Raw genomic sequence first — 24,018 nt, 5'->3', positions numbered from 1 at the left:
ATTAAAAGCGACTATTTTTAATAGTCGCTTTTAATATTACTATTTTATTTTTTCTTAATTTGAAAATGACTAACCATAAGGTATGAAAGCAATGTCATAAATACCATTGGAATGATTGATGGGATGGGTCTTACCGTAGAAAAAATCTCAAGTACAGCTAGTAAACTACCAGCTATAGTTATAGGTATGCCAGTAAAAACATTATTAAAATCTGTACAATTATATCTAGCTAAACGAAAAGCTCCTGCCACAGGGAATAATACTAATAAAATTTTACCTAAAAGTCCAAAATTACTAAATCCATATAGGGAAAAGGCTAAAATTGATGGAGCTACGCCAAAGGAAACTAAGTCCGCTAGAGAATCAAGTTCTTTTCCCAGTTCACTATGAGTGTTTAAAAAACGTGCTACAGTACCATCGTATCTATCAAGGATTCCTCCTAATAAGATTAAAATTCCAGCTGTAGTAAAATCATTATTTATAGTAAATTGTATTGATAAAACTCCACAAATTAAGTTACCCAAAGTCATAGAATTTGGGATAATAGATTTATTCACACTATCACCTCTATTTTATTATATACATTTTGGTTACCATTGTAAAATATATATGCAGTGAAAGTAAAAATTAATTGTTAAATATAAAAAAGCATGAATAAATTTTAAAATTTGAAAAAAGGTTTTTAAAATGGTAATATGATATAGATTAAGGTAAATAAAGTATTATATATAATTATAAATAATATTCATGGGTATAATTAAGTTATATTGTTTATAAATAATATAGGAGGAAATTATGAAAAGAGTTAAATTTATTTATAATCCTTACTCGGGAGAAAATTCAATAATAAACAACATAGATAAGGTAATCAAAATTCATCAACAGTATGGATATACTATAGAACCTTTTAGAATTAGTCATGATTCTGATATTAGAGATGCGCTCATTGAAATAGATGAAAGCTATAAGTATATACTAATAGCAGGTGGAGATGGGACTATTGATTCAGTAATAAATAAGATGAAGCAAAATAACGTAGATATTCCTGTAGGCTTTTTACCAGTAGGTACAGCTAATGATTTTGCTAAATACTTAGGAGTGCCTAATGATATATCTGCTTCTTGTAAGCAAATTTTAGATGGGAAGGTCAAGCGTTTTGATCTTGGTAGAATAAATGATAAATACTTTGTAAATGTAGCTAGTGCAGGACTGTTTACAGATATATCTCAAAAAACTGATAATAGTCTTAAAAACACAATGGGAAAGCTGGCTTATTATGTAAAAGCTGCAGAAGAGGTTAAAAATCTAAAAAAAATAGATGTTAAGATTACTTCTCCAGTAGTAAATTTTGAAGGTAAAATATATACTATACTAGTATTTAATGGTCAAACAGCAGGAAATATTAAATTTGCAGATTACTCAGAAGCAGATGATGGATTATTAGATGTGGTTGTTATAAAAAAGGAAATTTTGAAAAATGCTTTTAATAATTTAATTATTATGATGAAAAAGGGTCAAGTTGCTGATATGGATGGAATACTTTATTTCAAATGTAAAGAGCTAACCATAGATTGTGATGAGAATATAGCTACAGATATTGATGGAGAAAAAGGCCCTGATTTTCCACTTAAAATCACCTGCGAACGTAGGTCTATTAAAATAATAGGATGCAAAGAGGAGTAATGTTTTCATAAAACATATAAAAAAGTAATATATATAAATATAATTATTATTTTGGAGTGTGGATATTGAATATTTATATATATTTGTTTTTAATTTTAGCCATGATATTTTTGAGTTATGAGTCTATAACCTCAAGCATAAGGTATTGCCCTGTTAAAATAAAAGAAGTACTTACCATATCTTTTATCCTAATTATATTAAGAATAGTTAGCTTACTAGTGCTTCTTCTAGCAGATAACATGAAAAGTGTATACTTAATGAAGAATTTAGTGTTTTTAAACATTATATATATTCCTATAATTATATATACTTGTTTATATGTTTTTTATAGAAATACAAGGATGGATATAAAATGGTTTTATGGAATTTTTATTATGGGCATAGTTATTTATTTGATATGTATGTTTAAAGTTCCTATGGAGTATTATATATCATTATCCTATGGATATAATGTTATTCTAAGTAATCTGTTACCATATAAAATATTATTGTGTATTAATGGATTATCGTTTTTTATGGGGATAAAAAGCTTTAGGTATAAGCATAGTGTAAAGTGGGGGGCAGCATTAATTGGTATAGCTTCTCTAGTATTTGTAGGAACCACTGCAGTAACATTACAAAGCAGTGAGAATATAGGTTATTTGTTGTTAGGTGATTTATCATGGATGATAGTACTTTATGGAAGCATTAGAACTTTTAAACAGAGAATAGTAAAAGGTATAAGATAGATATAAAATAAAAGGCTATTTGAGATTTATGTTTAATTAAAATCTTAAATAGCCTTTATCAGTTAGATGAATGATAATAAGTTATTTTCTATAAGAAGTTTTCTTAGCTCTTTTATTTGGGGTAGTATTTTTAGATGATTTTTTAAAATTAGTGTTCTTTACATTACTTTTTTCCTTATTATTAGGAGTTTGAGAAGACTTTCTTTTTATAATAGGATTAGTTGGAATTAGACAATTCTTACCGTTACCTATTAAATCTTCTCTATGACAACTAGTTAAAGCTGATTTAACTAGATTGTGATTTTCAGGGTTCCCAAATTGTAAAAGAGCTCTTTGCATATTTTTTTCCTTTTGACTTTTGGTTACATAAACTTTTTTATTAGTAAATGGATTTATACCAGTATAATATATGGTAGTTGATAAACTACCTGGTGTAGGATAAAAGTCTTGAACTTGTTCTGGCATATGTCCCATGGATTTTATATATTGTCCTAGCTCTATGGCAGCATTTAAATCACTACCAGGATGACTAGACATAAGATAGGGTACCACAAACTGTTTCTTTCCTAATTTTTTATTAATGGCATGATATTTTGTTATAAACCTTTCGTAAACATCTTTAGAAGGTTTACCCATTTCACAAAGTACCTTATCACTTATATGTTCAGGAGCTACTTTTAGCTGACCACTTATATGGTGTTCACATAGTTCATTAAAAAATTTTGGATTTTTATCGTATATTAGATAATCATATCTGATACCAGAACGAATAAAAACTTTTTTTACATTAGGTAAGGTTCTAACTTTTTTTAGAAGACTTAAATATTCAGTATGATCTACTATTAAGTTTTTACAAGGTGTAGGAAACATACACTGCCTATCCTTACAAACTCCATGTTCAATTTGTTTTTTACAAGCCCTCTGTCTAAAATTAGCTGTTGGACCACCAATATCATGTATATATCCTTTAAAATCTTTATCTTCAGTTAAAAGTTTAGCTTCCGATACTATAGAATCTTGACTCCTATTTTGAATAACTCTACCTTGATGGTAAGTTAGAGCACAAAAGGAACAACTTCCATAACAACCTCTATGACTAGTTATAGAAAACTTAACTTCTTTAAGAGCAGGTATACCACCAGCTTCTTCATAAATAGGATGATAAGTTCTAGTATAAGGTAAATTATAAACCCTATCCATTTCCCTAGTACTTAAAGGTTTTTGAGGTGGATTCTGAACTACAAATCTATCACCATAAGGCTCTACTAAGGGCTTACCCCATACGGAGTCTTGTTCTCTAGAAGAAAGAAAATAGCTGTTAGCATAAGCTTTTTTATCAGAAGTAATTTCGTCAAATGAAGGCAACAATATATAGTCTTTAATGTCATCTAATTTATTGGTCACGTAAGAAGTTCCTCTAACTGAAGTAATATGATTAATTGGTTTTCCATATCTTAATAAATTGGCAATTTCAACTATAGGTTTTTCACCCATACCATATATTAAAAGATCGGCCTTGGAATCAAGAATTATACTTTTTCTAATTTTATCATCCCAATAGTCATAGTGGGCAAATCTTCTAAGACTAGCTTCTATACCACCAATAATTATAGGTGTATTTTTATATGCTTCTCTAGCTCTGTTTGAATACACTATAACAGCTCTATTTGGTCTATAACGACCCTTACCACCAGGAGAATAAAGATCATCATGTCTTTTCTTTTTAGCAACAGTATAGTGGTTTACCATAGAATCTATATTTCCGGAGTTTATAAGAAATCCATATTTAGGTTCACCAAGTTTTTTAAAGTCTTCACAAGAGTCCCAACTAGGTTGAGCTATAATTCCCACAGAAAAACCTTCGCTTTCTAAAAGCCTTCCAATTATCGCAGTTCCAAAGGATGGATGATCTATATATGCATCTCCAGTTATTATTATAAAATCAAGTTGAGAAATATGATTTTTTTTCATATCTTCTCTAGAAATAGGTAAAAATTGTGTATTACTTTTCATAGGTTTTCTTATATAAACTTACTTCGAGTAATTAAATTCTTAAAGAGAATACTAATGACAATAATAATTTCAATAATATCAGCAAGTTTATAATAAGATACCTCCTTTCTCGCACTAATTTGTACATTAAACTATATTATCATAATAAGAGACAAATATGAATAGGACTATCATAGGAAAATTTTATATAAAAGTTAGATTGACTTAGAATAAGATAGTAAATTGAATAAAAATAGAGAAAAGTCATGATATTAAATAAATATGAAGAAATTCAACCAAATTTGAATAATATAGTTACAAAATTAAAGATGTAGACTATAATAAGTAATATAAATATATTTAATTAGGTGGTGAGAAATTAATGGACGGTGGGCCTTTGTTGTGTAAGGACTGTGATGACATTTATAAATCGAATAGAAATAGAGGAGTACTGTTTATTAAGTTATAGACACTTATATACATATTCCTCTATTGAAGGAGGAATAACATGGATAGACTATCAGAATTTTATCTAAGTAGTATTTTAAACAGATGGGTTTATGATGAATTAAATTATTGTATAGGAAAGTTAGAAGATATTTATGTAACTACAGATTATGGATATCCAAGGGCTATTGGATACAAGATTAAAAATGGAAGAGAAATTGAAAACTTTGAATTTAGAAATATTGATGTGTATAAAGAAAATGGTAAATTCATTATAAAGGTTGTACAAGTTAAAGATATAATTCCAAGGAAATATTCATATCTTTTATCTCAACATTTATTAGATAAAGATATAGTAGATGTAAATGGTAAAAAAATAGTTAGAGTTGTTGATTTGAAAATGGTTAAAAGAAATGGCTATTTAACTGTGATTGGAGTAGAGTCGGGTACTTTAGCAATTGCTAGAAAAATGAAAATTGAGAATCCAATAAAGCATGTATATGCTCTATTTAATAAAGAGCCAAAAGAAAATTTAATAAGTTGGGAGAGCGTTCAATCTTTAGAGATGGTAGATTCTTCTTTAAAGCTAACAACCCCATACAATAAGTTAAGTAAGTTACATCCAGCAGATATTGCTAAAATTCTTGAAGATTTATCATTAGAAGACAGAGTTAAAGTAATAGATGGACTAGATATAGATTTAGCTTCAGATACTTTAGAAGAAGTTGACCATGATATGGTAAAGGATATTTTAAAAAATTTGAGTGAAGATAAGGCAAGGGAAATATTGGATATTATGCCCAATGATGAAATTGCTAATATGCTAGATGATATGGACGAAGAAACTACCAATCGTGTATTAGTGAATTTAGATGATGATGATGAAACTGAAATTAGAGATCTTATGAAATATGAGGATGAAGTAGTTGGTAATATAATGAATACTGATTTTATATCCTTTAATATAGATATAACTGTAAAAGAAACCATTAATATACTAAAAGAGCTTAGACCAGATGAAGAAATAGCTCATTATATATATATTGTTGACAAAGAAGAAAGGCTACAAGGAGCTGTTCCTCTAATTGATTTAGTGATATCTGATTCAGATGCTAAACTAAAGTCAATGATGAATACACAACCATTTAAAGTGGTGGACACAGATGAAATCGATGTTGCTATAGCTATAGCTGTAAAGTATGATTTATACTCTGTACCCGTTGTGGATGAAGAAGATAGGTTATGCGGGATTGCAGTTATGGGAGATATTATAGATGAAATTTTATCTCCAAGCTGGAAGCGAAGAATAAAAAGAATGTCATAGTACAATATAATATATCTTAAATAATTTTAATAGGCACTTGGATTAAGGATTTAATCTAAGTGCCTATTTTTGAAAATTTATAACTACATATTATAATGACTTACTTAGACTCATATATTTTATATATGGAGGTGAATGGTTTGAAAAAAAAGTTTATGGGAATAACTTTTCTATTACTAACAATATTGTTTATTGTTTGTTCTTTCATATTAATAAAGGTACAAATTATTATTAGAAATCATGAAAATTTTATATGTAAAGGAATTAGTATTAACAAAATAGATGTTTCATTATTAAGTAAAGAAGAAGCTATTTTTAAAGTAGATAAAGATATAACAGATATAAATTTAAATAGAAATGTAAAAGTTCAAATTGATGAAAAGAGTTATGAAATATCTTTTAGTGAACTAGGTGTTAGTGAGAATATAGAAGAGATTGTTGATATGGCATTACTTTGGGGAAAGGAAGGCAGTTTTATAGGTAAATATAAAAATATTAAGAAAGGTATAGACAGGGAGTTTTATACGGAAACAAGTCTAAAGGCTGATAGTTTTAACAAGTTTTTAAAGGTTATAGAAAAAGAACAAAATAAGTCACCGGTAAATGCAACAGTAGATCATGAATGGAGTGGATTTCTTATAACGCCTCACGAAATAGGTAGAAAGATAAATGGAGAAGCATTAAATAAAAGTATTATAGAAGCTATAAATAATAGTGTAGATGATGGTGATATTATCATAAATGCGGATTTTAATAAGGTGTTTCCTAAGATTATGGAAGATGACTTAAAAAGTATAAATACTAAGATAGCATCCTATACAACTAGTTTTATAAATTCTAGTTTTGGAAGGTGTAGGAATATTGAAATGGCAGCTAAGTATATAGATAATACTATAATTATGCCAGGAGATGAATTTAGTTTCAATAAGGTTGTAGGTGCAACCACCCCAGGAAAAGGTTTTGAATATGCAAAGGTAATTAAAAACGGAGCTTTTATAGATGAAATTGGAGGAGGGGTATGTCAAGTTTCTTCAACTTTATATAATGCCGTACTAAAAAGTAATTTATATATAACGGAAAGGAAAAATCATAGTAAGATAATATCATATGTGCCCATGGGACAGGATGCCATGATAGCTTATGGAGCTTCAGATTTTAAGTTTAAAAATAATTATAGCTATCCTATTTTACTTGAAGTTATTGTCAAAAACAAAGAAATAACTTTTAATATATTTTCTAATGAAGAAGAACGGGACCCCCATTATGAAATAAGAAGTGAAATTGCAAAGGAAATAAAGCCTAAAAAAGAAATTATTTATGATTATAGCTTAGAAGAGGGCAAAATAGTGATAGAAAAAAATGGTGTAAATGGATATATAGTAAATACCTATAGAATTAGATATGAAAATGGTGAAATAGTAGAAAAGATTTTAGTTGGTGAAAGTATATATGCTAGTAAAAATACTGTTGTTAGAATAGGAAAAGATTAAAATTATTACCCAGATATAGGCATAGAATGTCTATATCTGGGTAAAATTTTTAAAAAATTCAAAAAATTAAAAGGTTTTTTTGGTGATGTTACCGAAATAGTAAGAATAAAATAAGGGACAAAATTGGGAGGATTAAAATGAAAAACAATGTAGAACTTATTGAAAATATTGTTACTAATATAGAAAAAGTTATAGTTGGAAAACAAAAGGAGATTTATGATATCATGAAAGGTATGATTTCAGGAGGTCATATTTTAATAGAAGATGTACCAGGAGTTGGAAAGACAACTTTGATAAAAGCCATAAAAGAAAGTTTGAGCTTAACATATAGTAGAATTCAATTTACACCTGACTTACTTCCATCAGATATTACTGGTATCTCAATTTACAATGCTGGTACAGGGAAGTTTACTTTTAATAAGGGACCTATATTTTCAAATATAGTGTTAGCAGATGAGATTAATAGAACATCACCAAAAACACAGTCTGCACTATTAGAAGTCATGGAAGAAATGCAAGTTTCAGAAGGAGGCATAACCTATGAGGTAGAGAAGCCATTTTTTATAATGGCTACAGAAAATCCTATCGAATATGAGGGAACTTTTTCTTTACCTGAGGCTCAACTGGATAGATTTATGATAAAAGTACATCTTGGTTATCCAAGCAAAATGGATGAAGCTTATATTTTAAATTTGTATAGACAAGAAAATCCATTAGATAAATTAATGCCAGTGGCTTCAAAAGAAGATATAATAAATATTCAAAAACAGGTTAAGGAGATAAAGGTTAATGATGAGATTAACAAGTATATAGTAAATATTATTGATGCCACAAGAAACCATAAAGAGATAGTATTAGGTGGAAGTACAAGAGCTTCATTAGCATTACTTAGGGTTGCACAGGCTACAGCCTTAATAAAGAATAGAAATTATGTAATACCAGAAGATGTTAAAGAAAATGTTAAGTTAGTTCTTTCTCATAGGATAATATTAACCAATGGCTCCATTGCAAGGGGAATAAAGGCTGAAAATGTTTTAGAAGAAATTTTAAATGTGGTAATAGCTCCAAAGGTGAGAGTATATGTTGAAGATTAAAAAGTCCTATTTTATATTAACTATTCTGTCTTATATATTTGCTCTGTTTTCAGGAGGGAATTTACCCTATTCTATTTTTTATTGCTTTCTCTTAGTGTTGATCATTACAAGTATATATATTTATTTTGTAAGTAAAAATTTAAATATTGATGTAGTTAGTGATAAAAAGGAAATAATTGCAGGTGAAAATAATAATATAATTATAAAGGTATACAATGATTCAATATTTCCAATATCATATATGGAAATTGAAAATTCTCTTTTAAAAAGAATTATGAATAAATATAGAGGAGATATTATTTCTATAAAAATAAATGGTAATAAATTTATAAAGAAAGATATAAAAATACCAATTAGAGGTGACTATAGGTTAGGTAGCACAACGAGTATAGTTAGTGATATATTTGGAGTTTTTACTTGGAAATGTTCCTATAGCCATAAAGAAACTATAAAGGTATATCCTAGCATATACACTTTGAAGAGCATTAAAATTAAAGGAGCTAATTTAAGAGAGTTTAATACTAAAACAATAATGCAGGAGCTAAACAAAGGACCAGAAAGCTTAGAAACTATCAAAAATATTAGAGAATATAGAATTGGAGATAGTTATAGAAGGGTAAACTGGAAGGTTACTGCAAAACATGGAAAATTATTTGTAAAGGAATATGAAAGTAGTGAAAGTCCTCGTATACATGTGTTTTTAGACTTAAGAAAAGATCCTCTTAGTATGGATAAAGATGGAGTAAGAGAGGAAGAACTTGTAGAGTTTTTCTTATCTCTAATAAAATATATGCAGGAGAAAAGCGCTAATTCACAAGCTATAATTATAGGAGAAAATACTGAAGTTTTTAATATTAGCAATAAAGAGCATTTAGAAGGATTAAAAACTCATATGGTAAGTAAGTACAGTGAGGGAAGAGGTAAGTTGCCTCTTTTTATGAAGAAGTTTATGTATAATGTGAATAAGAAAAGTGCTGTTGTCATAGTAACCTATGATATGAGTAAAGAAAATATAGATTACTTTATAAATTTATCTACAGAGGGATATGAGGTTACATTATTTTATTTAGATAAAATACCGAAGGTTAGTGATGATGCTATTTCACATATGTTAAATAAAGGTATAAATTGTTATAGCATAGAAGAAATAAGGTGATGCCATGAGAGTGATTGAAGAAAAAATATTAAAATCTTTTTTAGTTATTATAAATTTTACATTAGTAATAAAGCTTATAGTAGATTGTTTTAAAATAGAGGAACTAAATTTTGTATTTTTACTTCTACTATTTGCCATGGGTATACTAATTTACCTGTTTTTTTCTAAAGTACTTAATAGTATAAGGAAAAAAATAATCTTTTTTATTATTGTTTTTATTTTAATAGGGATAATTAGCTATAAAACTTCTGGAATATTTGTATTGAAGGAAATTGAAGTAATATCACTTAATTTAAAAAATATAAATAATGCAGCCCTCAAGGCTAAAAATATTAACTTTGAGGAGTTTATTCATATATTTTCAATAGGAATTCCTTTACTTATAGCTGTGCTTATATCTATAACTCAGAAATTCATATATACTCCTTTGTTTTTTTCAATAGGTGTTTTTGTGATTTTCTGGTACCAAATATTCTATAAAAATGTTATTCCTAACATTCCTTATTTTTTAGTAGCTGTTATTATAACATTAGGAACAGGAGAATATATTAAAAAATGCAGAGAATATAGAGGAAGAGAAGTTAAAATAGATATTAATATAACATATATGATTACGTTAATACTAATACTTGCTTTACTAATTCCTGGATTAGTATTTATGTTACCACAGGAATACAAAGGGAAAACTGTAGACAGTGTTACTACTTTTTTTAGAAATGAATTTGCAAGAAAAAAAGAAAAGGAAAAAAATCCTTCTTTAGAAGCTTTGAAGGGAAGCTTTTCAATGAAGCAAAGTGGGTATAGTGATTCATCTACAATTTTAGGAGGATCAATAGCATTAAATCGTAGAGAGGTGTTTAAAGTAATATCAGATAAGCCTTTTTATTTAAGAGGAAAGGCTATGGATTATTATACAGGAAGATCATGGATAAAATCTGAAGATAAAGTAATGAGAAAGGTTGAGATTAATGAAGCTTCCAATATGCCCATGCATAAACTTATGCAACCAACAAAAGATGAAAGTTTTCAGACTGAAGAAAAAACATTAACTATAATTCCAGGAAAAAACTTTAAAACTACTTCTTATTTTACTCCTAATAATAGTAATAATATTATTAATGATAGTAAGGATTTGTTTGTAGATTTAATTCCTATATTTATGAGTGATGTAGAGATAAAAGAACCTTACAAGGTTAGTTATATATCTTATGGTGATTTTGATAATTATCTTGAAGGAATTCAAAATTCTATGTATAAAAAAACTCCATTGAATGAAATTTATATAATGCCTCAAAGGGAGTTTGGAGTTGATGATTATTCTTATAGAGAAAATTTAATGTCATCAATAGATACATCTAAAGGTATGGAGTATGTAAACAAAGAAAGTTCCTTTTTAAATAACTTTATGCTACATTACATGAATTATCTTCAGCTTGATGCTCCGATTAATGATGAAGTATATAAAATAGTTGATGATATATTAATTGGTGAAGCACAAGCAAAAGAAAAGACTGTGGAGGAACTAACCACTCACGAAAAAGCCTTAGCTATAAGAAGTTATTTGATGAAAAATTATAAGTATGTTACTAATGTTGGAGATAATGATGAATATAACGATTTTGTAAGTAATTTTATACTGTTAGATAAGAAAGGATATTGTACTTATTTTGCGTCTGCAACAGTAATGATGTGTAGAATTGCAGGTGTTCCAGCTAGATATGTAGAAGGATTTAAGATGTCAGATGATAAAGGAGAGGATGGTAGCTATAAGGTAACTAATGCTGACGCTCATGCATGGGCAGAAATACTTATAAACCCTTATAGAAATCAATGGGCCATAGTAGATTCGGCACCAACTCCCACAGAATACGAAGAATCTCAAGAAGAAATTGAATTAGAAAATACAGCAACAGAAAGTAATTCCAATAATGAATCTAATAATAATAAAATTAATAAAAATAAGCCAGGATTTAATGAAGAGGAAAGTGAAATAGGAGAAGATGATAAATTAAATAGATATATAGGAATATATGTAACTACAGGAGCATTAGCTGTAATGATAGCTATATTTGCTGGACTGTATGAGATTAATAAGATGAGAATAGTTAATAATAAAAGCATGATACCTTTATATAATTATTATTTAAAAAGACTAAGAACTCAAGGTATAGTAAAAAGTAAAAGTAGTGGAGATTTAGAATTTGTAGAGTCTATAAGGGATAGAGAACTACAAAATAGATTAAGAGATATTGTAAATTTGGTCTATGATGAATTTTATGGAGAAATATTATCAAGTACATTTGAAAAAAAAGAATATTTCATGTATATTGAGAATTATATTAAGGAAAGAGAAAAATGGTATAAATACATTATTAATAAGTATTTTGTATTTAATCTATGGAGGGACTAATGAAATATAAATTAATTTGTGTTGATATGGATGGCACATTATTAAATAGTAAAAAGAAAATATCTGAAAGAAATTTAAATGCAATCAATGAAGCTCATAATAAAGGAGTTAAATTTGTAGTTGCCACAGGAAGAATATTTGTGTCAGCCAATTATTATGGGGATATAATAGGGGTGAAAACTCCTATTATAGCTTCAAATGGAGCTTATATTAGAGAAAAAGATTTAGATAAAGCTATATATGAAGAGTATCTAAATAAAGAAGAATGTAGAGTCATTTTAAAATTATTAAAAAAGTATGATATTATGCCTCAATTTTATAGTACTGACACAATATATACAGAAGAGATAAAGCATTCAGCATTAATATATAGTAAAGCAAATGCAACCTTACCTAAAAATAGACAGGTAGCCATAAGAATTATAAATGAATGGGAAAAGTTATTTGAAGAAAATGGAAATCTGATTAAGGTTATGGTAGTACATGAGGATAAAGAGAGAGTTATAGCTGCAAAGGAAGAATTTTTAAATCTAAAAAGCTTTGAAGTAGTAAGTTCTATGGAGAGTAGCTTTGAGATTATGAAAAAGGGGACATCCAAGGGAGAAGCAGTAAAGAAAATATGCGAGTATTATGGAATTCATAGAGAGGAAGTAATTTGTATGGGAGACAACGAAAACGACATTTCTATGATTAAATTTGCTGGGGTAGGTGTAGCTATGGGAAATGCTGAAGAATTTGTAAAAAAACAAGCAGATTATGTGGCTCTTAGTAATGAAGATGATGGAGTTGCTCATGTCATTGAAGAGTTTATATTAAAATAGAATGTTAAACAAAGTTTTTAAAGTTATAAACTTTACATAGAAATAGAAATGAAGTATTATATCTTTATCAAGCCTGAATAGGCTTATTTTTAGGAGGACGTAATAGTGAACTTAAACATAGTATTATTTCAACCAGAAATTCCTCAAAATACTGGGAATATAGGTAGAACTTGTGTACTTACTAACTGTAAGCTGCATTTAATAAAACCTTTAGGATTTAGCTTGGATGAAAAAGCAGTAAGAAGGGCTGGACTTGACTATTGGCCACAGTTAGAGTTAGAAATTCATGAAAGTTATGAAGCTTTAAGGGAAAAATATAAGAATGGAACATTTTATTTTTGTACTACTAAAGGAACTAAATATTATAATGAACCCAATTTTAAAGAAGGTGATTTTTTAGTATTTGGTAGAGAATCTAAAGGATTACCTGATTATATAAGAGAAGAAAATAAAGATAATCTTATAAAGGTGCCTATGGTAGATACTACAACTAGATCTCTTAACCTTTCCAACACAGTTGCTATAATTGCTTATGAGGGATTGAGACAAATCGGATTTAAAAATATGAAGTAGTGTATTAAAAAGGATATGATTTAAGGTTATATCCTTCCATATTATTATAAACAGAATAAAAATTTATAATTTAAATTATAATATACAAATAAATTTATTGTACATTGGGCGGTTCAAATATATTTTAATAACAATAAAGTACAGAAATTGATTTATAGAAAAAATAATAACCATATTTAAAAAGTTAAAAAAATATCAATGTATTTTTACGTTTATACGCATAGGCATTTGAATATATCATAAGTAAATTTATTTTAAAATTTTTTTGAAAATGAAAAAAATAGGTATATGAGTATGCTCTAGGGGTTGGTATGCAACGAATTTCTCCATATTAGTAGGGGATATATATGTAGGATATAATGATATATACAATTGACAGAATATTTTCATTAAAAAAACTTTATAGAAACTATAGAAAAATCAAATAACAAAACAATAAAAATATGTAGAATATTAGACAAATATATTATATACTGGTATTAAAGATAGCAAGTAAAGAAAATAATAATTTGGATGATATTTTCGGGAGAGGATCTATTAAATTAGGTAGCCGAAGAAGCAAGTATTTATTTTGCCAAATAAATATGAAACTCTCAGGCAAAAGGACCGAAAATGGACAAAACTCTGGAAAGCGTATATGCACCGAAGGAGCAAAACTCTCAGGTTAAAATACAGAGGCATAGGGCAAAATATATTAATATTTTGCGCTATGCTTTTTTATATGCACCTAATAGGAGGAATTTAAATGATAGAACCATTATTTATTGTAACTAACAATCCTATGTCAAAAGAAAAATTTGAAGAAAAGTTTAAAGTTGAGTTTATAGATGTGCCCCAGTTGGATATACTAAAAAAAGTAAGAAATTATATTCATAAAGGCAATAGAATACTTACTCATCCATTGATGGGAAGTGTAAAGCCCAATGAAACTCCTTACAGAACTGTTTGTGTTTCAACGGAGGTTGTCAATGGAGTTGATTTGCAGTCTTTAGAAATTATAGAAAATGCTATAGGTACAACAGAAAAATTTTTAAGAGATTTTAACACTCCAAAATGGAGTGAAAAAATATTAACAGATTTTCAAGTAATAGATTCAGACTTAATAGATCATGCTATTAACTAAGGGAGGTATATTGATATGTCACAAATTTATGACACTATAATAATTGGAGGAGGACCTGCAGGATTATCAGCAGGACTATATGCTTCAAGATCACGAATGAAAACGTTAATCATTGAGAGGGCGAAATATGGTGGTCAGGCAACAACAACTGACGAACTAGAGAATTATCCAGGTTCAATTGAAGAGTGTACTGGAACAACATTAAGTCAAAGAATGAGACAACAAGCAGAAGATTTTGGTACTGAGTTTGTTAAAGACGAAGTAGTTGAAACTGTTTTAGAAGGTGATATTAAAGTTATTAAATGTAGAAAAGGTGAATATCAAGCTAAAACAATAATAATTGCAACTGGAGCGACTCCAAGACTTGGTGGATTTAAAAATGAGATAGAGTTAAGAGGTAGAGGAGTTTCTTATTGTGCTACATGTGATGCAGATTTCTTTACTGATCTTGATATTGCTGTAATTGGCGGTGGTGACTCAGCTATTACTGAAGCTATATATCTTGCTAAATTTGGTGAAACTGTTACTGTAATTCATAGAAGAGATTCATTAAGAGCAGCTAAATCACTACAAGAAAAAGCTTTTGCAAATCCTAAAATCAAATTTATTTGGGACTCTGTTGTAGAAGAAGCTAACGGAGATGAAATTCTAGAAAGCTTAACTATAAAAAATAGAAAAACTGGTGAAGTTAGTACTTTAGAAGTTAATGGTTGCTTTGTATTTGTTGGATATTTACCAATTTCAGAACTGTTTAAAGGTAAAGTAAACATGACTGAAAGAGGAGATATAATAACTGATGAAGAAATGAGAACTAACATACCAGGAGTATTTGCAGCTGGAGATGTTAGAGAAAAATCATTAAGACAAGTTATTACAGCGGCAGCAGATGGAGCTATTGCGGCTACTAATGCAGAGCATTATATAGAAAATTTACATTAGAATATAATTTATTTACTTTAGGTAAATTATATATTAATAAATATTTATAATATGAAAGGTAGGTAAAATAAAATGATAGAATTAAACAAAGATAATTTTGAGTCAGAAGTTTTAAACAGTGATAAACCAGTTTTCGTAGATTTTTGGGGAGATAAATGTGAAATATGTATAGCTTTAATGCCAGGTGTTCACGATTTAGAACCTAAGTATGAAGATAAAATAAAATTTGCTAGCTTAAACATAGGTGGAGCAAGAAGAGTTGCTATAGGACAAAAAGTTCTAGGACTTCCAACTATGAAAATTTACAATGGTGGAGCTTGTGTAGCTACAATAACTCCAGATAAAATTGCTACACTAGATGATATCGAAGGATTCATTAAAGAATACTACGAAACATTATAATTTCAATTTTCAAGGTTTAAAAGGTTATTAGATGAGGAGGATTACCTCCCATCTTCTAATAAATAAAAAGTGACCTATATATTTTTAGGAGGTGAAGGTTTTGCGTCTAGAGATTGGAAAGATATTTATTAAGGATCTTCAATTTGGACCAGAAACAAAAGTTGAGAACGGAGTTCTTTATGTAAACAAAGAGGAGTTATTAAACGAGGTATCTGGTGACGAAAGAATTGCAAGTATCGATTTTGATATTGCAAGACCAGGTGAGGAAGTTAGAATAATACCTGTAAAAGACGTAGTTGAACCAAGAGTTAAAGTAGAAGGAAATGGTGGAATATTTCCAGGTTTTATTAGTAAGGTAGATACAGTAGGTTCTGGAAGAACACATGTTTTAAAAGGAGCTGCAGTTGTAACTACTGGTAAAATAGTTGGGTTCCAAGAAGGTATAGTTGATATGAGTGGAGAAGGTGCTAAATATACACCGTTCTCAAAAACAAATAACCTTGTGATTATATGTGAACCAAAAGAAGGAATTTTACAACATGATCATGAAGAAGCAGTAAGAACTATAGGATTTAAAGCAGCTACATACCTTGGAAAAGCAGGTAAGAATGTGGAACCTGATGAAGTGAAAACTTATGAGACACTACCACTTCTACAACAAGTTCAACAATATCCAGAGTTACCTAAGGTAGTATATGTATATATGCTTCAAACACAAGGATTATTACATGATACTTATGTATATGGTGTAGATGCTAAGAAAATAATTCCTACATTTATTTATCCAACAGAAGTATTTGACGGAGCTATCGTAAGTGGAAACTGTGTATCTGCTTGTGATAAGAACCCTTCTTATGTTCATATGAATCATCCAATAATAGAAGATTTATATGAGAGACATGGCAAGGACTTTAACTTCTTAGGTTGCGTTATAACAAATGAAAACGTATATCTAGCTGATAAAGAGAGATCATCAAATATGGTTGCTAAGTTAGTAGAATTCTTAGGAGCAGATGCTGCTATAATTTCTGAAGAAGGATTTGGAAATCCAGATGCGGACTTAGTTATGAACTGTAATAAGGTTACAGCTAAAGGCGTTAAAACTGTTCTAGTTACAGATGAGTATGCTGGTCAAGATGGTATGTCTCAATCATTAGCAGACTCAACTCCAAAGGGTGATGCTGTAGTAACTGGAGGTAATGCTAACGAAGTTGTTATTTTACCACCTATGAAAAGAGTAATTGGTCATGTAGATGCTGCAAATACTATTGCTGGTGGACACATGGGAAGCTTAAGAGAAGATGGATCAATTGAAGCTGAAATCCAAGTTATTACTGGAGCAACTAGCGAAGTAGGATTTAACTACTTAACAGCAAAAGGATATTAATTTTAAAATATAACTAAAAAGTTTAGTTTAATGATTATGAGTACATTGAAAAGGAGATAGATACTATGTTACAAGGAAAAAAAGCTATCTGTATAGGAGATAGAGACGGAATACCAGGACCAGCTATAGAGGCTTGTGTTAAATCAGCAGGAGCAGAAGTTGTTTTTGCATCAACAGAGTGCTTTGTCTGAACAGCTGCAGGTGCAATGGATCTGGAGATCCAACAAAGAGTTAAAGATTTAACTGAAAAATATGGTGCAGAGAACATGGTGGTAGTAATCGGAGGAGCAGAAGCGGAAGCATCTGGATTATCTGCTGAAACAGTTGCTGCTGGAGACCCAACATTTGCAGGTCCTTTAGCAGGAGTTGATCTTGGATTATCTGTTTTCCACGTTGTAGAGCCAGAAATGAAAGCAGAATGTGATGAAGCTATTTATGACGAACAATGCGGAATGATGGAAATGGTTCTTGATGTTGATGCTATTATAGAAGAAGTTAAAAATGTAAGAGACCAATTCTGTAAATATCTTTAATAAATAATTTTAATAGAAAATGTTAAATTAATTGACCTAAGAAATAGAATTTCTAGAGGGCAAGTCCCATGAAAGGGGGAACACCTATGTTAAAAGTTGTTCATTATATAAACCAATTCTACGCAGGAATAGGCGGAGAAGAAAAAGCTGATATTAAACCTGAGGTTCGTGAAGGGTTTGTAGGACCTGGACTTGGATTAAATGGGTTATTAAAGAAAGAAGACGTTGAGATAGTTGCTACAGTTATTTGTGGAGATTCTTATTATGCTGAGAATACAAAAGAAGCACAAGCTGAAATTATCGAAATGGTAAAAAAATATAATCCAGATTTATTTATAGCTGGACCTGCATTTAACGCTGGAAGATATGGTGTTGCATGTGGAGATGTATGTAAGGCAGTTAAAGAAGAGTTGAATATACCTGTATTATCTGGAATGTACATTGAAAATCCAGGTGCAGACATGTATAAAAAAGATTTATATCTTATCTCTACAAGAAATAGTGCTGTAGGTATGAGAGATGCATTACCTAAAATGGCTAAATTAGCTATTAAATTAGCTAAGGGAGAAGAAGTAGGTTCTCCAGTAGAAGAGAACTACATTGAAAGAGGAATAAGAAAGAACTATTTTGCAACTGAAAGAGGATCTAAGAGAGCAGTTGACATGCTTGTTAAAAAATTAAAAGGTGAAGAATTCGTTACAGAATTTAAAATGCCTGACTTTGATAGAGTTGATCCAATGCCAGCAATAAAAGATATAACTAAAGCTAAAATTGCTATAGTTACATCTGGTGGTATAGTTCCAAAAGGAAACCCAGATCACATAGAGTCATCTTCAGCTTCTAAAATTGGTAAATATGATATAGAAGGAATTAATGATTTAACTGGAGAAACTTTTGAAACAGCACACGGTGGTCATGATCCAGTGTATGCTAATGAAGATCCAGATAGAGTTATCCCAGTAGATGTTCTAAGAGATCTTGAAAAAGAAGGGAAAATAGGAGCATTACACAGATACTTCTATTCTACAGTTGGAAATGGTACAGCTGTTGCATCTTCTAAAAAATATGGTGAGTTTGCAGCTAAAGAATTAATAGCTGACGGCGTAGATGCAGTTGTATTAACTTCTACGTGAGGAACTTGTACACGTTGCGGTGCAACGCTTGTTAAAGAAATAGAAAGAGCTGGACTTCCAGTAGTTCACATGTGTACTATTACTCCAGTATCTTTAACTGTTGGAGCTAATAGAATAATTCCTACAGTAGCTATTCCTCATCCACTTGGAAATCCAAACTTAACAAAAGAGGATGAATATACATTAAGAAGAAAACTTGTTGAAAAGGCTTTAAAAGCTCTTGAAACAGAAGTTGATGGACAAAAAATATTTGAATAATTAAAATTAATGATTTAGTAATTAGGGGATTACCCCTAATTACTAAATATATTAATAAGAAGATGTCTAGTTTGCACAATGTACAATGAATAGTTTGTACCTATTTATTATAGATTGTGCAAATTACAAAATAAATTATTATAAACGCACATTATTAAGGGAGGTTGAATTAAAAATGAATTTTCCAGTTATAAAGAAAGCATCTTATATTTTAGTGAATACTCCAGATATGGTAATACATAATGGAACTACACAAACATTAGAAAAACAAACAAATCCAGATTCAGAATATTTAAAGGCTATAAAAAATAATTTAAGAAGTTTTGAGGATGTTGTAGCTTATGCACCAAATCAAACTTATATAGGAAACATTACACCAGAAGAGTTAGGCGAAATGCCAAGACCATGGGTTGGAAAGAATGTAGAAAATGCTAATAGATTTGGTAAATACGGCGAAATAATGCCACAAGATGAATTCTATGGATTAATGAAGATATCTGATGTATTTGACTTAGTTTTATTAGAAGAGTCTTTTGTTGAGACTATAAAAGAAAAATTAGCTAATCATCCATTACTAAAAGAAAAAGCAGGAAAAATTACTGGGGATGAAATGGCTAAAATTGAAGAGTTAGTTAATAATGCTGGAGCAGAAGGATTATATGTAGATGGAAACCTTGTTGGTTGTGTAAGAAGAGCACATGAGTTTGATCCAAACCTTTCAGCTCACTATATGCTTGAAAATTTAGCAGTTAAATCATCAGGAGTACTTGCTGGAATGCATCTAGTTGACAATTTAGATATTCCTGTAGAAGAAATAGGTTATATAATAGAATGTTCAGAAGAAGCAATAGGAGATATGAACCAAAGAGGCGGCGGAAACGTAGCTAAATCTATAGGTGAAGTTGTAGGTCTTTCTGGAGCTACTGGTTCAGATATGAGAGGATTCTGTGCAGGACCTACTCATGCATTAATAAATGCAGCGTCACTTGTTAAGAGTGGAATATTTAAAAATGTATTAGTAATTGCAGGTGGAGCTACTGCGAAGCTTGGAATGAATGGTAAGGATCACATAAAAAAAGAATTACCAGTACTTGAAGATTGTTTAGGAGGATTTGCTATTCTTGTTTCAGAAAATGATGGAGTAAGTCCAATTTTAAGAACTGACATAATTGGAAAACATACAATTGGCCATGGTGCTTCTCCACAAGCTGTACTTGAAGCATTAGTACTTGATCCATTAACAGCAGCTGGATTAAAAGTAACAGATGTAGATAAGTATGCACCAGAAATGCAAACTCCAGATATAACTGAACCTGCAGGAGCTGGAGATGTTCCAACTCAAAACTATAAAATGATTGGTGCTTTAGCTGTTAAGAAGGGTCAATTAGATAGAAAAGAATTACCAGGATTTATAAAAGAACATGGATATCAAGGTTACGCTCCAACTCAAGGACATATACCATCTGGAGTGCCAATAGTGGGACATGGAATAGATCACATAAAAGATGGCATTTTAAATAACTTTATGATCGTAGGAAAAGGAAGTTTATTCTTAGGAAGAATGACTAACTTATTTGATGGAGTTTCTATACTAGTTGAAAAGAATACTGGAAAACTAGACAATGAGTCAGGTGTTAGTAAAGAAGAAGTTAAATCAATGGTAGCAGATGCCATGAAGGATTTTGCAAGCTTTTTAATGAACTCTGATAAATAGAGCCTTAAAACTCAGAAGGATAATTGCTCCTACTGAAGCTTAACAATTACTAATTTATCTCTTTAAATATAAGAGGTTATTAAAGAAACGGGGTGTAGAAATGAGTCAAAATGCTACTAAAGCAATGATTGCTGAAGTATTTAATGATATAGCAACAGGAATAAAAAGCGGACAATTCAAGAAAAAAGTTAGAATAGGTTTAACTATACTAGGTTCTGAACATGGAGTCGAAGAGATGGTTAAAGCTGCTGAACTTGCAAAAGTAAAATATGGCGATTTTGATATAGTTTTAATTGGACCTAAAGTAGATGCTGATTTTGAAGTAATAGAAGTAGAATCAGCTGAGGAAGGTCATAAAAAAATGACATCTATGTTAGAGTGTGGAGAATTAGATGGTTGTGTTACACAACACTTTGATTTTCCAATAGGAGTTTCTACAGTAGGTAAAGTAATGACTCCTGGAAAAGGAAAAGAAATGATAATTGCTACAACTACAGGAACTACTTCTACAAATAGAGTTGAGGGTATGGTTAAAAATGCCATATCTGGGATATCTGTAGCTAAAGCTAGTGGTATTAAAAATCCAAAAGTTGGAATACTAAATCTTGATGGTGCTAGACAAGTAGAAAGAATTCTAAGAGAAACTCAAGAAGGTGGATATGACATATCCTTTACTGAATCATTAAGAGCTGATGGTGGAGCTGTAATGAGAGGAAATGACCTTTTAGCAGGAACACCGGACGTTATGGTTTGTGATTCATTAACAGGAAATCTTTTAATTAAGATATTCTCTTCATTTACTACAGGTGGGAATTATGAAACTGTAGGAGCTGGATATGGTCCTGGAATTGGAGAAAACTATGATAAGTTAGTTAATATAGTTTCTAGAGCTTCAGGAGCACCGCTTATTGCAGAAGCATTAAGATTCTGTGCAACTTGTGCAGAAAACAAGGTTTTGGATATAGCTAGGGATGAGTTTAAGTCAGCTAATGTAGCTGGATTAAAAGAATTTATAGATAAGACTACAAAAAAAGCTAACAAATCTCAAGAAGAGGAAGAGGTAAAAATGCCACCTAAAAAGGTAGTAACTTTCTCTATAGCAGGTATAGATATACTAGAGCTTGAAAATGCATGTAAAGCGCTTTGGAAAGAGGGTATATACTCAGAGAGTGGAATGGGTTGTACTGGGCCAATAGTACTTGTAGCTGATGAAGACGGTGAAAAAGCTCAACAGGTATTAAAGAATGCAGAGTTTGTATCTTAAAATATAGATAATAAAAATAAAATTGACTGTAGTCTTACAGTCAATTTTATTTGATTTTTACGGATAATTATGGTATATTCAGCATATAAATATATGAAATTAAATAATACTGAATATATTTATTTACATGATAAAAATTTTTTATTAGGTTATAATACATACTATAATAAAAATTTTTATATATTTATATTACTTATTTATTTCAGGAGGGTTTAAGATGAAAATGAAAAAAATAGTTGCTCTTATGGCAACGGTTGCTATGACTGCATCCCTACTTGTAGGTTGCGCTGGTAACGGAAACGATGACAAAGGCACAGCAAGTGAAGGCAAAGATACTCCTAAATCAGAAGTATCAGTAGGTCTTTCAACAGATGAAGGTGGATTAAATGACAAATCATTTAACCAATCAGCTGATGAAGGAGTTAAAAAAGCAGTAGAAGAGTTTGGAGTTAAATACACTTCAGTTGAAGCTCAAAAGAAAGAAGATTATGAACCAAACCTACAAGCATTAATAGATGGTGGTTCTGATCTAACTTTTGCAATTGGATATCAATTATATGATGCAGTTGCTAATGTAGCTAAAAACAACCAAGATTCAAAACTTTGTATCATAGACTCTGTAGTTGAAGCTGATAACGTAATGTCAGTAACATTTAAAGAAGAAGAGGGTTCTTTTTTAATGGGAGTTATAGCTGGTTTAACTACTAAAACTAACAAAGTTGGATTTATAGGTGGAAAAGATACTGAAACAATACAAAAGTTTGAAACAGGATTTGCAGCTGGAGTTAAAGCTGTTAATCCAGAAGCGGCTGCTGGACTTATAAGTGCAGATGGCAAGAACCCAGGAATAACAGTTAAATACGCAGATTCTTTTGCTGATGGAAACAAAGGTAAAGAGTTAGCTATATCACTATACGGAGCTGGATGTGATGTAATATATCATGCAGCTGGAGGAGCTGGTACAGGGATGTTCCAAGCTGCTAAAGAATTAAGAGATTCGGGTAAAGAAGTTTGGGCTATTGGTGTTGATAAAGATCAAGCAGTTTCTCTTCCAGAATTTAAAGATGTTATTCTTTCTTCGATGATGAAAAGAGTTGATAATGCTACTTATGATGTAACAAAATCAATTGTTGAAGGAACATTCAAAGCCAAGCATATTGAATTAGGAATTGCTGAAGGTGGAGTAGGAATGTCTGCAACAACTAAAGACAATACTGCTGCTGATGTAATTAAGAAAGCAGAAGAGTTTGAAACTCAAATTAAAGAAGGTAAAATTAAAGTGCCTGCTACAAGACAAGATGTTATTGATTTTAAATAATCAATGAAAAAGAGATAAAAAGCTAGATTTTACATCTAGCTTTTTTTTATACCTTTTGATAGTATATTTTTATGAAAGTAAAATAGTATGAAAAATAAAAATAATATTCAATGAAATATTTTTATGGTATAATGGGAGATGGATTCTATAAAGTGCATATCGTATTTTAACTAATGTTAAGTATTTTAATGTAATATGTAAACGTAGGTAATATTATAAGGAGGAAGGG

At 30.0% G+C, this 24,018-nt stretch carries 20 protein-coding genes and 2 riboswitches; of the genes, 18 read left to right on the top strand and 2 right to left on the bottom strand.

Features of this window, described 5'->3' with window-relative positions; translation table 11 throughout:
- Positions 1–44: 44 nt before the first annotated feature.
- Positions 45–557: a CDP-diacylglycerol--serine O-phosphatidyltransferase gene (gene pssA, locus B2S02_RS14420; RefSeq protein WP_035132430.1), complete on the bottom strand. Its 513-nt coding sequence runs from the start codon at positions 555–557 to the stop codon at positions 45–47.
- A 238-nt stretch (positions 558–795) separates the two neighbouring features.
- Between pssA and B2S02_RS14415 the strand changes: the two genes are divergently transcribed.
- A complete protein-coding gene (locus tag B2S02_RS14415) occupies positions 796–1,683 on the top strand; it encodes a YegS/Rv2252/BmrU family lipid kinase (RefSeq protein WP_346848965.1) in 888 nt (295 codons plus the stop codon).
- A 65-nt stretch (positions 1,684–1,748) separates the two neighbouring features.
- Positions 1,749–2,411, top strand: a complete 663-nt coding sequence (locus B2S02_RS14410) for a hypothetical protein (protein WP_346920951.1) — start codon at positions 1,749–1,751, stop codon at positions 2,409–2,411.
- Positions 2,412–2,492: 81 nt separating this feature from the next.
- Here B2S02_RS14410 and B2S02_RS14405 read toward each other — a convergent pair whose 3' ends face one another.
- Complete coding sequence (locus B2S02_RS14405; RefSeq protein WP_346920950.1) at positions 2,493–4,424, bottom strand: YgiQ family radical SAM protein; 1,932 nt, start codon at positions 4,422–4,424, stop codon at positions 2,493–2,495.
- A gap of 487 nt (positions 4,425–4,911) precedes the next feature.
- Between B2S02_RS14405 and B2S02_RS14400 the strand changes: the two genes are divergently transcribed.
- The 16 genes from B2S02_RS14400 (at position 4,912) to B2S02_RS14325 (ending at position 23,789) form a co-directional block, all read left to right on the top strand.
- Positions 4,912–6,174: a magnesium transporter MgtE N-terminal domain-containing protein gene (locus B2S02_RS14400; RefSeq protein WP_346848968.1), complete on the top strand. Its 1,263-nt coding sequence runs from the start codon at positions 4,912–4,914 to the stop codon at positions 6,172–6,174.
- Positions 6,175–6,314: 140 nt separating this feature from the next.
- Positions 6,315–7,664 carry a VanW family protein gene (locus tag B2S02_RS14395; RefSeq protein WP_346877838.1) on the top strand — a complete coding sequence of 450 codons (1,350 nt, stop codon included), beginning with the start codon at positions 6,315–6,317 and terminating at the stop codon, positions 7,662–7,664.
- A 137-nt stretch (positions 7,665–7,801) separates the two neighbouring features.
- Positions 7,802–8,758: an AAA family ATPase gene (locus B2S02_RS14390; RefSeq protein WP_035132421.1), complete on the top strand. Its 957-nt coding sequence runs from the start codon at positions 7,802–7,804 to the stop codon at positions 8,756–8,758.
- Positions 8,759–8,852: 94 nt separating this feature from the next.
- Positions 8,853–9,914: a DUF58 domain-containing protein gene (locus tag B2S02_RS14385; protein ID WP_346848970.1), complete on the top strand. Its 1,062-nt coding sequence runs from the start codon at positions 8,853–8,855 to the stop codon at positions 9,912–9,914.
- A 4-nt stretch (positions 9,915–9,918) separates the two neighbouring features.
- A complete protein-coding gene (locus tag B2S02_RS14380; RefSeq protein WP_346920949.1) occupies positions 9,919–12,324 on the top strand; it encodes a transglutaminase-like domain-containing protein in 2,406 nt (801 codons plus the stop codon).
- Positions 12,324–13,145, top strand: a complete 822-nt coding sequence (locus B2S02_RS14375) for a Cof-type HAD-IIB family hydrolase (RefSeq protein WP_346848972.1) — start codon at positions 12,324–12,326, stop codon at positions 13,143–13,145. The genes B2S02_RS14380 and B2S02_RS14375 overlap by 1 nt, the downstream gene beginning before the upstream one ends.
- Before the next feature lie 105 nt (positions 13,146–13,250).
- Positions 13,251–13,718, top strand: a complete 468-nt coding sequence (locus tag B2S02_RS14370; protein ID WP_035132416.1) for a tRNA (cytidine(34)-2'-O)-methyltransferase — start codon at positions 13,251–13,253, stop codon at positions 13,716–13,718.
- Positions 13,719–14,231: 513 nt separating this feature from the next.
- Positions 14,232–14,337, top strand: a riboswitch (glycine riboswitch).
- A gap of 3 nt (positions 14,338–14,340) precedes the next feature.
- A riboswitch (glycine riboswitch) is annotated at positions 14,341–14,395 on the top strand.
- A gap of 68 nt (positions 14,396–14,463) precedes the next feature.
- Entirely contained in the window at positions 14,464–14,841 is a 378-nt protein-coding gene (locus B2S02_RS14365; protein ID WP_035132414.1) for a GrdX family protein, read from the top strand.
- Positions 14,842–14,856: 15 nt separating this feature from the next.
- Complete coding sequence (gene trxB, locus B2S02_RS14360; RefSeq protein ID WP_346848973.1) at positions 14,857–15,780, top strand: thioredoxin-disulfide reductase; 924 nt, start codon at positions 14,857–14,859, stop codon at positions 15,778–15,780.
- A gap of 72 nt (positions 15,781–15,852) precedes the next feature.
- Complete coding sequence (locus B2S02_RS14355) at positions 15,853–16,182, top strand: thioredoxin family protein (protein WP_035132410.1); 330 nt, start codon at positions 15,853–15,855, stop codon at positions 16,180–16,182.
- Between the two features lie 100 nt (positions 16,183–16,282).
- Positions 16,283–17,569, top strand: coding sequence for a glycine/sarcosine/betaine reductase component B subunit (locus tag B2S02_RS14350; protein ID WP_346848974.1), 1,287 nt, complete (start codon positions 16,283–16,285; stop codon positions 17,567–17,569).
- Positions 17,570–17,634: 65 nt separating this feature from the next.
- Entirely contained in the window at positions 17,635–18,102 is a 468-nt protein-coding gene (gene grdA / locus B2S02_RS14345) for a glycine/sarcosine/betaine reductase complex selenoprotein A (RefSeq protein WP_343826952.1), read from the top strand.
- Positions 18,103–18,188: 86 nt separating this feature from the next.
- Positions 18,189–19,493, top strand: coding sequence for a glycine reductase complex selenoprotein B (gene grdB / locus B2S02_RS14340; protein ID WP_346848975.1), 1,305 nt, complete (start codon positions 18,189–18,191; stop codon positions 19,491–19,493).
- A 175-nt stretch (positions 19,494–19,668) separates the two neighbouring features.
- Positions 19,669–21,207, top strand: coding sequence for a glycine/sarcosine/betaine reductase complex component C subunit beta (gene grdC / locus B2S02_RS14335; RefSeq protein WP_346877836.1), 1,539 nt, complete (start codon positions 19,669–19,671; stop codon positions 21,205–21,207).
- A gap of 100 nt (positions 21,208–21,307) precedes the next feature.
- A complete protein-coding gene (gene grdD, locus B2S02_RS14330) occupies positions 21,308–22,471 on the top strand; it encodes a glycine/sarcosine/betaine reductase complex component C subunit alpha (protein ID WP_346848977.1) in 1,164 nt (387 codons plus the stop codon).
- Positions 22,472–22,688: 217 nt separating this feature from the next.
- Positions 22,689–23,789, top strand: a complete 1,101-nt coding sequence (locus B2S02_RS14325) for a BMP family ABC transporter substrate-binding protein (protein WP_346848978.1) — start codon at positions 22,689–22,691, stop codon at positions 23,787–23,789.
- The last annotated feature ends 229 nt before the right edge of the window (positions 23,790–24,018 follow it).

Source organism: Clostridium sp. UBA7339 (assembly GCF_002470865.1).
GTDB classification, from domain to species: Bacteria; Bacillota; Clostridia; order Clostridiales; family Clostridiaceae; genus Clostridium_J; species Clostridium_J sulfidigenes.
Note: the sequence above shows the minus strand (reverse complement) of the source record. Positions and strands in the feature narration are given on the sequence as shown.